Annotated in this window: 9 protein-coding genes and 1 pseudogene; 4 read left to right on the top strand and 6 right to left on the bottom strand. The window is 40.3% G+C overall.

Going from position 1 to position 12,603, the window contains the following annotated elements:
- Positions 1-104 precede the first annotated feature (104 nt).
- Positions 105-1,088 (top strand): phenylalanine--tRNA ligase subunit alpha, encoded by a 984-nt coding sequence (gene pheS / locus OCV44_RS08185; protein WP_004734764.1) that lies wholly within the window; start codon positions 105-107, stop codon positions 1,086-1,088.
- A gap of 18 nt (positions 1,089-1,106) precedes the next feature.
- Positions 1,107-3,494, top strand: coding sequence for a phenylalanine--tRNA ligase subunit beta (gene pheT / locus OCV44_RS08180; protein WP_017088172.1), 2,388 nt, complete (start codon positions 1,107-1,109; stop codon positions 3,492-3,494).
- A 69-nt stretch (positions 3,495-3,563) separates the two neighbouring features.
- Here pheT and OCV44_RS08175 read toward each other — a convergent pair whose 3' ends face one another.
- The 5 genes from OCV44_RS08175 to OCV44_RS08155 all read right to left on the bottom strand — a co-directional run bounded on the left by OCV44_RS08175 (position 3,564) and on the right by OCV44_RS08155 (position 9,733).
- On the bottom strand, positions 3,564-4,421 hold the full coding sequence (locus OCV44_RS08175) for an OmpA family protein (protein ID WP_170213721.1): 858 nt from the start codon (positions 4,419-4,421) through the stop codon (positions 3,564-3,566).
- 567 nt (positions 4,422-4,988) lie between these two features.
- Positions 4,989-5,504 (bottom strand): SLATT domain-containing protein, encoded by a 516-nt coding sequence (locus OCV44_RS08170; RefSeq protein WP_139684838.1) that lies wholly within the window; start codon positions 5,502-5,504, stop codon positions 4,989-4,991.
- On the bottom strand, positions 5,494-7,224 hold the full coding sequence (locus OCV44_RS08165) for an ATP-binding protein (protein WP_139684837.1): 1,731 nt from the start codon (positions 7,222-7,224) through the stop codon (positions 5,494-5,496). Before OCV44_RS08165 ends, OCV44_RS08170 begins: the two co-directional genes overlap by 11 nt.
- Entirely contained in the window at positions 7,214-8,440 is a 1,227-nt protein-coding gene (locus OCV44_RS08160; RefSeq protein WP_139684836.1) for an SIR2 family protein, read from the bottom strand. The genes OCV44_RS08165 and OCV44_RS08160 overlap by 11 nt, the downstream gene beginning before the upstream one ends.
- Positions 8,441-8,860: 420 nt before the next feature.
- Positions 8,861-9,733 carry a bacteriophage abortive infection AbiH family protein gene (locus OCV44_RS08155; RefSeq protein ID WP_246091750.1) on the bottom strand — a complete coding sequence of 291 codons (873 nt, stop codon included), beginning with the start codon at positions 9,731-9,733 and terminating at the stop codon, positions 8,861-8,863.
- A 372-nt stretch (positions 9,734-10,105) separates the two neighbouring features.
- Here OCV44_RS08155 and OCV44_RS08150 point away from each other — a divergent pair, with 372 nt between their 5' ends.
- Positions 10,106-10,978: an alpha/beta fold hydrolase gene (locus tag OCV44_RS08150; RefSeq protein WP_139684834.1), complete on the top strand. Its 873-nt coding sequence runs from the start codon at positions 10,106-10,108 to the stop codon at positions 10,976-10,978.
- Positions 10,979-11,083: 105 nt separating this feature from the next.
- On the opposite strand, the gene OCV44_RS08145 is transcribed toward OCV44_RS08150, so the two are convergent.
- The gene (locus tag OCV44_RS08145) at positions 11,084-12,037 is read right to left on the bottom strand and encodes a hypothetical protein (RefSeq protein ID WP_246091748.1); all 954 of its coding nucleotides are present in this window, start codon (positions 12,035-12,037) and stop codon (positions 11,084-11,086) included.
- Positions 12,038-12,352: 315 nt separating this feature from the next.
- On the opposite strand from OCV44_RS08145, the pseudogene OCV44_RS08140 reads away from it, so the two are divergent.
- A pseudogene (locus tag OCV44_RS08140) lies at positions 12,353-12,511 on the top strand (alpha/beta fold hydrolase); the annotation flags it as partial.
- Between the last annotated feature and the right edge of the window lie 92 nt (positions 12,512-12,603).

Below are 12,603 nucleotides of genomic sequence, written 5' to 3'. Positions count from 1 at the left end.
AGCGATTCAATTTGGCATTGGTAGCGTGTTTGATTACTATGTGTAGCTATCTAAAAAAACTAATCATCCGATACGGACACTACCAACTGGTAGATGAGGAAATGATGCAACATCTAGAAGAGATCATTGCTAATGCAACGACTGCTATTGATACAGCAGATTCGTTAGTCGCACTTGATGAAGTGCGAGTTCAGTATTTAGGTAAGAAGGGTGAACTAACTCTTCAACTACAAAGCCTAGGTAAACTTCCACCTGAAGAGCGTCGCACTGCTGGTCAAGAGATCAACAAAGCGAAAGGTGCTGTTCAACAAGCGATCGCAGCTCGCAAAGACGCACTTCAACGTGCAGAGCTTGAAGCGAAACTAGCTGAAGAAACTATCGATGTGAGCCTACCAGGTCGTCGCATTGAGAACGGTGGTCTTCACCCAGTAACTCGCACAGTTGAGCGTATCGAACAGTTCTTTGGTGAGCTTGGCTTTAGCACTGAGTCTGGCCCTGAGATCGAAGATGCATTCCACAACTTTGATGCACTAAACATCGCAGACGATCACCCAGCTCGTACTGATCACGATACTTTCTTCTTCAACCCTGATCTAATGCTACGTACGCACACTTCTGGTGTTCAAATCCGTACGATGGAAAACGGCAAGCCGCCTTTCCGCTTCATTGCTCCGGGTCGTGTTTACCGTAACGACTACGATCAAACTCACACGCCAATGTTCCACCAAGTGGAAGGTATGTTAGTTGATGAGAACGTAAACTTTGCACAACTTAAAGGCATTCTTAACGATTTCCTTTGTAACTTCTTTGAAGAAGAAGTTGAAGTGCGTTTCCGTCCTTCATTCTTCCCGTTCACAGAGCCTTCAGCTGAAGTTGACGTGAAACGTAAAGATGGCAAATGGCTAGAAGTTCTAGGTTGTGGCATGGTTCACCCTAACGTACTTCGCTCTGTTGGCATCGACCCTGAGAAATACTCTGGTTTTGCATTCGGTATGGGTGTAGAGCGTCTAACGATGCTTCGTTACGGCGTAAATGACCTTCGTGCGTTCTTCGAGAACGACCTTCGTTTCCTTAAACAATTCAAGTAATCCGGGGCAGTCAAAACTATGAAATTCAGTGAATCTTGGCTACGCGAGTGGGTTAAACCTGCAATTAACAGCGAAGAGCTAGCTCACCAAATCACTATGGCTGGTTTGGAAGTTGACGATGTAGAACCTGTTGCTGGTGAATTCACCGGCGTTAAAGTAGGTAAAGTGGTTGAGTGCGGTCAGCACCCAGACGCAGACAAACTACAAGTTACAAAGATCGACATTGGTGAAGAAGAGCTTTTAGACATCGTATGTGGTGCATCTAACTGTCGTCTTGGCCTAACTGTAGCAGTAGCAACAGTTGGTGCAGTACTTCCTGGTGACTTCAAAATCAAGAAAGCAAAACTACGTGGCGTTCCATCGCACGGCATGCTTTGTTCTTTCTCTGAGCTAGGTATCGACGTAGAGTCTGACGGCATCCTTGAGCTACCAGAAGGCACAACACTAGGTATGGACGTACGTGAGCTTCTTGAGCTAAACGACGTAACTATCGACGTAGACCTAACAGCAAACCGCGCAGACTGCTTCAGCATCCGTGGCCTTGCTCGTGAAGTTGGCGTACTAAACCGCGCAGACGTTACAGAGCCAACAGTTGAAGCTGTTGCTACAAGCATTGAAGACACAGTATCTGTTGAAATTAAAGCAACTGATGCTTGTCCTCGTTACCTTGGCCGTGTGGTTAAGAACGTAAACGTGAAAGCGGAATCTCCAATCTGGATGCAAGAAAAACTGCGCCGTTGTGGTATCCGTTCAATCGACCCAGTTGTAGACATCACAAACTACGTGATGCTAGAGCAAGGCCAACCAATGCACGCATTTGATCTCGCTAAGATCGAAGGCGGTATCGTGGTTCGTCTAGCAGAGCAGGGCGAAAAGCTAACACTTCTAGATGGCAACGAAGCTGAACTAAACAGCAACACACTTGTTATCGCTGACCAAAACAAAGCACTAGCAATCGCTGGTATCTTTGGCGGTCAAGATTCAGGTGTTACTACTGAAACGACTGACGTACTTCTTGAAGCGGCATTCTTCGCACCGGATCACATCCGTGGTCGCGCACGTGCTTACGGTCTTCACACAGATTCTTCTCTACGTTTTGAACGTGGTGTTGATTCAACCCTTCAAGCAGCAGCAATGGAGCGTGCAACACAGCTTCTAGTTGAAATCTGTGGTGGTGAAGTTGCGCCAGTAAACGGCAGCGAATCTGAAGCTGATCTTCCTAAAGCAAACGTAGTTGCTCTACGTCGCGCTAAGCTAGACAGCCTACTAGGTCACGAAATCCCATCTACAGACGTAGTGGAAATTCTTACTCGCCTAGGTTGTGAAGTTGAAACGACAGAAGCTGGTTGGACGGCAACGTCTCCATCTTGGCGTTTTGATATCGCAATCGAGCAAGACCTAATTGAAGAAGTAGGTCGTATCTACGGTTACGATAACATTCCAAACCAAGCGCCTAAAGCGGCACTTAAAATGAATGACCACAAAGAAGCTAACCAACCGCTTAAGCGCGTTCGTGACCTTCTTGTAGACCGTGGCTACCACGAAGCAATCACATACAGCTTCGTAGAACCAGAACAGCAAAAACTTGTTGTACCTGGTGTTGAGCCGCTAATTCTGCCATTCCCAATCTCTGCGGACATGTCAGCAATGCGTCTTGGCCTAATCCAAGGTCTTCTAAACACCGTTGTTCACAACCAGAAGCGTCAACAGTCTCGCGTTCGTCTATTCGAATCAGGCCTACGTTTCATCCCTGAAGCAACTGCTGAAAACGGCATGCGCCAAGAAATGATGCTTGCGGGCGTTATCTCTGGTACTCGTGGCGAAGAGCACTGGGACATTGCAACTAACACTGTAGATTTCTTCGATCTTAAAGGTGACCTAGAAGCCGTTCTTGAGCTTTCTGCAAACGAAATCGCATACAGCTTCAAATCTGCTAAGCACCCAGCACTTCACCCAGGTCAAACTGCGGCTATCGTAGTAGACGGCAAAGAAGTGGGTATCATTGGTACTGTTCACCCAGAACTAGAGCGTAAGTTTGGTCTAAACGGCCGTACTATCGTATTCGAAATCGAATGGGCAGCTATCAACACTCGCGTGCTTCCAGAAGCAGTAGCCGTATCTAAGTTCCCTGCAAACCGTCGTGATATCGCAGTAGTTGTTGACGAAGCAGTTGCTTCTGGCGACATCGTAGAAGCGTGTATCGCTGCTGGTGGCGAATTCCTAACAGGCGCTAAACTGTTCGACGTATACGTTGGTCAAGGCGTTGAAGAAGGTAAGAAGAGCCTAGCAATCGCACTTAGCCTACAGTCTGTAGAGCGCACACTAGAAGATGCAGACATCGCTGGTTCAGTAGATGCTATCGTAGCTTCAATCTCAGAGAAATTCGGCGCAGCACTTCGCGACTAATCTCTTCTGATAGATAGAAAAATCAAAGGCCTCGCATTGCGAGGCCTTTTTTGTTATCAAACAAAAATATTAGTTTAATTTCGCTTTTTCAATAGCTGCATAAACTACGACTTTTCTATCTGTAGAGTATTGTCTTATTTGATGCTCTTTTAGTTTAACTCCTGTCTCTAACCCGTTATACAAAGTAACTATTGGCTTTTTAATAGAGTAGTCTTCGTGTAATAATTTCTTTACTGCTTCTGCTCTGTCACGTGCAAGTGATTTGTTTGTAGTGTTCGCACTACTTAATATTCTATGAGGGTCAGTAAATCCAAATACCAAAATCATGGAAACATCTTTTTTCTGTAATCTTTGTTTAAGCGATTTCCAATCATAGTTAGGGATCTGACTACTTCCTGATCTAAAACCAGATATTTCTGCAATAGGAATAATATCGTCAATACGAGTTACGGGGTTTAAACTATCAGAAGAATAAAAATTAAACACTTGCTTCTCTATTGAGTTGTCTTCAAAAATATTAAACTTTTTGAGGTTTAATGTTTCAATATTAAGCAATACTCCAATGATAGTTACGCTCATACTAATGGTAGAAAAATAGATTATTGATCTCTTTAGATTAGGGTGTTTATTGATGAAGTAAACAGATAAAAATGAAAAAGAGAAAACAAAAAATATGATAAATGCAGTTAAGTTTGAAACCATGTTAGACAACATAGTTACAATGCTCTCAGAAATAAAATCATTATCCGTTAACAATGTGCATCTTTCCGTGTTTATACTTACTGAACTTACTGAATGAGCTTCTGGAAGGTTCGGTGATATATTATATTGTAGAAAAGAAAAAGCAATAAATAGGATGATGGAAAGTGTTGTATTTAAATAAAATGAATTGTTCGAGTTACCGAACCTCAAGGTTTGGTAATCCATATTTCGCATTTGTTGCGATACTAGAATAGCTCGATATAGGAAAAAAAATCCAAAAACCAGTAAAAGATAATGTAGCATATTATTTACCATAGTTCATTATAGATAAACTTATTAACAGTGTAGTTATTAAATATATTACTAGAGTTATTTAAATAATGAAGAATTAATTCGTCTATGTTGTTCATCAATCTCAATTCATCCATATGACCAGACTTGAATTTAGAATAAACAGAAGATATTTTATGGTTTAGAATCTTGATCTCTTTTATGTTGTTATAGGGAAGGAATAAATTTCTAGCCCCTAGTAATAGTAATCCAAATAATATTGGGAAATAGCCTAATAATGACAGTTGAATGTCTAGTGAATAGAAATAAACGTATAAGGCGCATCCAAATCCTAATGTTATTAACAATAGTGATGATAAGCTTAATAATCTATATAGGAATACTATTCTGTACTCTATTATTTGGTAGAGACATATTTGTTTTTCAATGATATCTAGGGTTTCGCGTTTTTCTTCGTTTTTCATTAAAATTCCGAACTATTGAATATATTATTTTTAGTGATTAGACCCAGCGGAATAGAGATCTAAATAGCGATATTTTTCTATTTTTAGGTGTTAATGGAGCATTTCTAGCTACGTACTCCCACTCTATACGTAAGGTTTTTAATCTAGAACGGTATTCTTTGATGTTTTCATGATTTACGGAGCTAGCTTGCAATAACTCTAATTGTCGGCGTAACTTACCATATTGACCTGCAGTGGTACGATGCTCAATCGCTCTTTCTCCAAAACGTCCAAATGTGACTATCCCTGATAGTGCTGCCGCAAGTGCACTTGCACAAGCCAAAATAAGTTGAACTAACTCCTGATTATAAGGCGATTTATAGAAAATGAATGCAGTTACCCCTGTTGTTATAAAGATAAGCGTTATTCCTAATTGCTGATGAACTCGGTTTAAGTGTTCGGTTTCTTTGTAATGGCCGACTTGAGCATCTTCAAGCTTTTTCAACCAAATATCTGTTAGTCCTTCTACTTTTTGTAGGTCGAGTTTGAGTTCTATTTCATTATTAATATGCATTTATTTGCTTTGTCCATGACTTTGAGTATTCAGCACTCTTTGATGTAGGTTTAATGTTAGGTTTTTTAATTTTCACAATCATTGGGAATGGGAAGTCAACTCCTAGTAGTAATGCTTCACCTTGACTTAAGGTTGGTAAAAAAGAAGACGAACGCTGATCCATTGATCCTACCGCTCTTTTTACAATCTCTTGGTCATGAAAGTTAGTTAATCTATGTACAATCAATGACCCAATCTGACTTAATACATCCTCGGGAATATCACGCGGGCGCTGTGTTGCAATAACCACGTTCAAACCGTACTTTCGGCCTTCTTTCGCTATATTCCCAAAAGAGTCCAGTTTTATCGTACTTGCTTCATCGCCAACAGTTTTGTTAAGAAACTGGTGAGCTTCATCTATAAAAACAAGTAATGGATTCTCATGGTTAATATCTTTAGCCCTAGCTAAATTCATTAACTTTCGGCCGATTGCATTAACGAGAATCTCACGCCCATTAGATTCAAATGGAACTGCTGATAAATCTAGCCTTAATATCTTATTTTCGCCTTCACCTTTTGAAAAATCCTCTAATATAGTAGGAATATCTTGATAGTTCTTTTCTGGATCGAAAAGCCACTTTAAGTGTGTATTAGAAGAATATGACTTTATACGAGAAATTAAACTTATACAGTAGCCCAGATCTCCCTCATGAATACCTCCAAAGAGGGCGTCATTGTACTTTCCTGAAGGCCAAATACATTCTTGCTCTATTTGAGCCGCTAAATTTTTAAAGCACCATCTTTTACATGAGGGATTAGATTCTAACGACTTAACAGCATCATAGTAAGGGCTTTTTTCTTTGTCAGCTTTAATGAGCGAATGGCTTTCATTGAGAGTTAAGTTCATCTCTCTCCTTTTAGTCCAATGCTCAATTACTACTTTTTGGCTTAAGATCGCAGCAGATAATTTAGGCATCTGAGTCTGTGCCGACGGACGTAAAAACGCAAAGATATCTGATTCAGGTAACTTCCAATGTGGAAATGTTAGAGTGTTTTTGTCTGTTGCCTTTTCGTGGTTTCCAACGTAATAAGTCTCGCAATCTAAATCAGTGTATTCACCTGTCGGATCCAGTAATAAAGCTCTACCGCCATTATCTTGGACTTCTTGTAAGAGCCTAGACATTGAATAACTTTTACCACCACCTGTAGCACCTAAAACTGCGCAGTGTCTTGAAAATAGTTTGTCCGGCGTGACAGTAATATTTACAGTTGAATCATTGGGGAGTTCAGCAATATTCAACTTAATTTCGTGATCTTTAGCATCGCCAGCAGCCAAAAAAGAAATCAACTTGGGGTGAGCTGAGTATACTTGACTACCAAGACGCGGGTGACTTGTTATACCTCTTGATATATATCCTGTCGCTGAATCAATACTAGTTAAAAGTTGAATAACACCGATTGGGTTGTTTAAACCATTCGCCATCGATACCGCATCAACGGATAATCTTTCAGCTCCATCCAACCACACTTTAACTAAGCGGCCTAATACAGCAGTCTGCCCACAATCAATGAACACAAATTCATTCACTTCTCCAGCAGCTACTCGATCGCCTAAGTGCCATTTAGCTTCTCCAGAGCCTGCATCAGACAAATTTGCTGTGATTTCAGTTGGTGATATATTTATAGAGCTGCCGATACGACGGTTTGGGTCATAAGGCGTGAACCAACAGTTAGAATTCATCTATAGAACCCTTTCGATTGTTGATTCTTTCGGCTAATGTTTCAAAGTTTTTGAATAACGCTTCTTCGGGTGTTTCCTTTCTACGCTCTTGAAGTAAATCGCTAAATTGTGAAAAAGTCCCGTCCATGATGGAAATGCGTCGGTCTCCCTCGTTAATAGCTGCTACCAATAAATCTCTAACTTCTTTATTAAATGAACCATCTTCCTTGAATGGTTCTTTTGTGGCTATTAGCAGATTAAATTCAGGGTTAGTTCGTAAAGCCATTGTTACTGCATTATTTATATGTTTGTCGTTAAATCCAAAACCTAAACAAATTAATGCTGTTTTAGGTTGCTGTAAGCAATTTAGAAACGAGGCCATCATATCGAGATATGGTGAATCATAAGATGTTTGATACTTAGAACTACTAGGGTATATAAAAACGGGCTCACTATTCTGCGCTTTATAATCAATCTTTTTGACTCGACCATTTCCTTGTCGAGTCCAATTCACTGAGCCGTGCATTTTATAAAGGTGGAGTACATTTGATATATATGAACTGGACGTTTTAGATTGATCGCTACGATCTACAATGTCATATCTATACCAAGTAGGGTTAAAATAACTAGGTGCTGAAAACTCGAATCCATCAACCACTACAAAGCCTGTATTTGATGCTGAACGTTCAAAAGCTAAATCATAATTAGTTGTAAATAATTTTAAACGTTGTTGTTTCGGGTTTCTTCGCCCTAGTGTTCTGATGAATTTATCATGGGCACTCCAATCACTTTCTGCTATCTCATCAGTGAAGTCGGTTGCTTTTAAAATTGTCTGTTTTGCTTGTTCGATGAAAAGGGTTAACTCATCTCTCTTTTCACCTTTTGCTAATTCTTTATGTTGATCACTTAACGACAGCAGTAACTCTATATCTTTCTTCGATCTGTCAGAGTCATAACCTACAATTTGTAAAATTCTTTGGAATAGTTCATCGTTTTCAGCACAACATTTGTCCCATAAATCACTCATGCTAGGAGCTAGCCCTTCAAAAGTCAGAGAGGTACCAGAGCCCGCAAGTACGATGATATTGTCAAAGTCCAATGAGTTATTGATAGTGTTTAACAGCACTTGGTAGTTTTGATCTTCATTTAACTTTTCATTTTCAAGGTCTAAAACGGCAGGTATTTTTTTTCCATTCTGTCTTTTAACAAAAGTAGAAAGAAATTGTATTTGTTTCATGAATCTAGAGTCCATTATTTAGTTGTGGGCATTGTATATCATTTACTAAACTATGTGCACGTGAACTTACTTTGATAGGTTTTATGGACCGCTTGGCAAACTTCAAGAGTACATGCCCATTTGACCCGTCTACAACTTCACACTTTATAGTGACTACATTGATTGAGAGGGCGCTTTCTGTGTTAAGTAGAGAGACATTATGAAGCGCTTAAATCTCAGTATTCATGGCGCTTTGTAGTATAAATACCTAGATTCATAGCTAAATCGGTAATTATGATATTGCTTCTTTAGCGCTAAAGTCGCCACGATGTGAAATTAGTTGTTTGTAACTTGCGTAGCTGGAGAGAAGAGCCATAGAAATTTAAGTTGAACCATATCGACCACTACTAAATATTGTTTAACTTTTGTTTTAGTAGCCTTCTATTGTGAATAGTGCTGAACTAGTTCCTTATAAGTGCCAACGAATATGTTGTTTTGAGGAACGCCTATTTTTTTCAATATTGTCTTATGAGTTTTAGCTTCACGTTTATTGAATGAGTAGCACTGCCAACGTGCGTCTGGGTATTCATTTATAATACGCTCAAAGTAGGGAAGGTCTATGTTATTGAGAGAATGGCCAATTACGGAGATCGTTGATATGTTCCTACGACTTTCAAGCCACGGGGTAAGTTTGTCTTCTATGATCTCATTAATAGGTTTTTGAAGTGCGACTAACACTTTGCGACCATTGTTGATTGCATCGGTATAATAGGTATCTTCATCAGCGGTTGCTTGCTCTACCGGTGCGTTATGACCAAAAATCAAGCGGCTCTGTTGTCCTATACTTCCGTGAATGTGATAAACCTTATTTTCTGAGGTTTCGTAAACCTGTTGTAATGTTGAAGTGTAGTTGAAGCTAATAAATTGACTCGTTTCTGGAAACGCTACTTTTGGTCTTAGATTTGCTAGGTTAATTCCTTGGATCCATTCATTAAAATGACTAGTGATAGCTTCAACAATACCGCGGCTAAATTCATCAACCGCGTCTTCAAGTCCATAGAGTTGCTGCGTTGGAAATGAGTCCTCAGAAAAATCCATAAAGTCGTTTTCATCTATCAAAATAGATTCGTCAAATTGCCCGAGTGTGTTTTCGAAGTCGCTCCAAAGCTCCTCACCTTCCAAACCATATGGGAAATAGTGTTCTATTTCATCGAGATAATAGCGGTATTGTTCGTAAAAATTTTCGTAACTAGTAGGCAACTGATGCCAACGATCGAAGCCATTACCGATGATAAATAATTGATTTGAGCTCACGAAAGCTTCTCCATTTTTATTGCTATAACACTCAACATTGAAAATCACCAAGTCTTGCATTTCAAGTATGTTACTCGCTGTTAAGTAAAAGATTATATATCAAAAGAAAGCTAGTTTTCGTGCATTAAATCAATTGGTTGTACTTACTACTGTTTGATTCTTTCGCTTGTGTTTATGGTTGCCGAAAAGTCGTAGCAGCGGATCAGATATTGCAGGGTGTTGAAACCTTTCGTTCAACGAATTGCTATTCAATACCACTTTGCAGTCTTTAAATCTCTCCCTTGACCTGTCTACAACTTCACACTTTATAGTGACTATATTGATTGAGAGGGCAGCCTTCTGTATGCCCTCCAAAGTAAGTAGAGAGACACTATGAAACGTTTAATTCTAAACATCACATTCTTGGTATTCATGGCACTTGGTAGCATGAGTGCCATGGCTAATGATTCAATGGTTAAGTACGGTATTGCGATATCTCACGATGGTGAGCAAATTGCGTATGGCAAAAGTGGGAGTTGGGATACAGCACTGATCTTCATTCACGGTTGGAGCTTAGACAGCAGGCTTTGGCAAAACCAAGTGAGTGAGTTTTCAAAGCAGTACCAAGTGATCACCATGGACTTAGCTGGGCACGGCAACTCATCGTTCAACCGCGAAGAGTACACCATGGTTGCGTTCGCTGAAGACATCAAAGCGGTAATCGACAAAGAACAACTCGAATCCATCATCTTAGTTGGCCATTCCATGGCGGGTGGTGTTATTGCAGAAGCCGCTAAACTTATGCCGAAAAGAGTGAAGGGCATTATTGGTGTCGACACATCGCAAAACGTCGCGCTAGCGGTTTCACAAAGAGACCTAGATGCAATGACCAAACCTTTTGAAGCTGACTTCCAAGCGGGCATTACTATGTTCGTGAAAGACTCGCTACCAAAAGACGTAGACGCGGATTTACTTTACTGGGTAACGCAAGACATGGCCTCAGCACCGCCAGCTATCGCGATAAACCAGTTCCGCCATTATCTAGGTCAATACGTGACAGGCGAAGCACACCGCGTGTATGAGAACGTGAATGTGCCAGTAATATTGGTCAACGCTCGCCTATGGCCTACGGATTCAGAAGCGAACAAGAAACACATTAAGGATTACAGCATTTACTACATTGAAGACTCAGGCCACTTCCCAATGCTTGAGCAACCACAGCAGTTCAATACAACGTTGATGAAAGCGGTTAAGTCAGTCAAGTAGGGCGCTATAGTTGTTAAAAAATGGATGTAATCATTCTATAGATAAAACTAAGGCCTCGCATGCGCGAGGCCTTTTTGTTTCTTGAGTTATCTCAACCTGAAAAGGTTATATGGTCGCATCTGTTTTAAACAGTAATACCTTGTTATCCGAGTAGCGGTAAAGATATGGGTAAGGCGATGCATTCATTGCCTCTACATCGGCTTTGAATTTTTCAGGATTAGTTTCGTATGTTTTTTGTTTAGCTGAGTCCATCCAACCGAAGTAAGGAACATAGCGGTAAAAGTAGCGTTGGTTTTCGCTGGTTGCCATCATTTGGTCAGAAACAGAATACACGAGGTAACGATTTGCTTGTGGTACACCCTCAATGAAATCAATCTCACCTTCTACAATTTTCTTGAAGTAGTTTGGCCTACGTTTCGAAAGAAAGCAGTGGTCTAATTCATCGTCAACAAACACGGTATCAGGCGTAAATTCGGCAGATTGCCTAAACTCGGCACATTCCGGTTTGGTAATATCCATTGCGCTGACGCTTGTGTTTCGAACATTGAGAAAGTCTTGCTCAAATTCAAAAATTTCCGCATTCGGATACTTTTGCTTCATCATTTGCTTTAAGCGATCCAAGTCTTCGCGATAGATTGAGTCGTACGTGACATCGTCGCCAATAGGCTCGATAGCAATATTGTGCTGACGTTTGAAGGCGTAAGGAATTTTATCTGTTGCTTGAGTGCCAAAAAAGAACGTTGCTATATCGAGGTTTGATGCCAGATTGCCAATTAACATGGCCGCGGTTGCGGTGGTACTGACCGTGTTTTTGATTGCTACTTTATCGTAGTAGTCTTTCGCCAAAACATCGGCATTGCCTAACTTAGTCGGTTCACGTTCTGTGTAAACATACATGATTTGCATTGCTTGGCTGTACTGCTCGTAATTGTCATGCTGATAAATATCGAGATCTGAAGCTTGTTCAGTGTTGTCTACCATTGCTTCTCTATCGTGTCTCACTGAACAACCAGTGAGTAACAACGTAGCCACTGATGCGGCGAGTATCGTTTTATTCATTTTCTAGAACCACTAACTATATAAATAAGGTGATTATTTGGTATTAACCATTTGTTTTAGTTATTTTATATTAAATAATTCTTTTTAAAATAGATACTTAGCGCGTGGTATAAATGTGACTTGGCACGTTGTCATTGGAAATTGAGCGAGGTCTAAAGCGAATACCTGTTAGATATACCATTGGAGAAGTTACTACTAGTTAAGGAATTGTAGTAACGACTTTATCTCGCGTGCAGCTTTGTGTTTACCTGACTGAATGCGAAACTTGGTCCAATAGGGCTGGCGAGTTAATTGTTTTCGGATTCACTATACTAGGTCAACGTTCGCCTATGGCCAACGGATTCAGAAGCTAACAAGAAACACATCAAGGATTACAGTATTTACTACATTGAAGACTCTGGCCACTTCCCAATGCTTGAGCAACCACAGCAGTTCAACACAACGTTGATGAAAGCGGTTAAGTCAGTGAAGTAGGGCGCTGTAGTTGTTAAAAGGTGGATGTAATCATTCTATAGATAAAACTAAGGCCTAGCGTGTGTGAGGCCTTTTTGTTTATTGGAGGTTTT

Source organism: Vibrio tasmaniensis (assembly GCF_024347635.1).
Classification (GTDB): Bacteria; Pseudomonadota; Gammaproteobacteria; order Enterobacterales; family Vibrionaceae; genus Vibrio; species Vibrio tasmaniensis.
The sequence above is the reverse complement of the archived record's forward strand: the minus strand, read 5'-3'. Positions and strand labels throughout refer to the sequence as shown.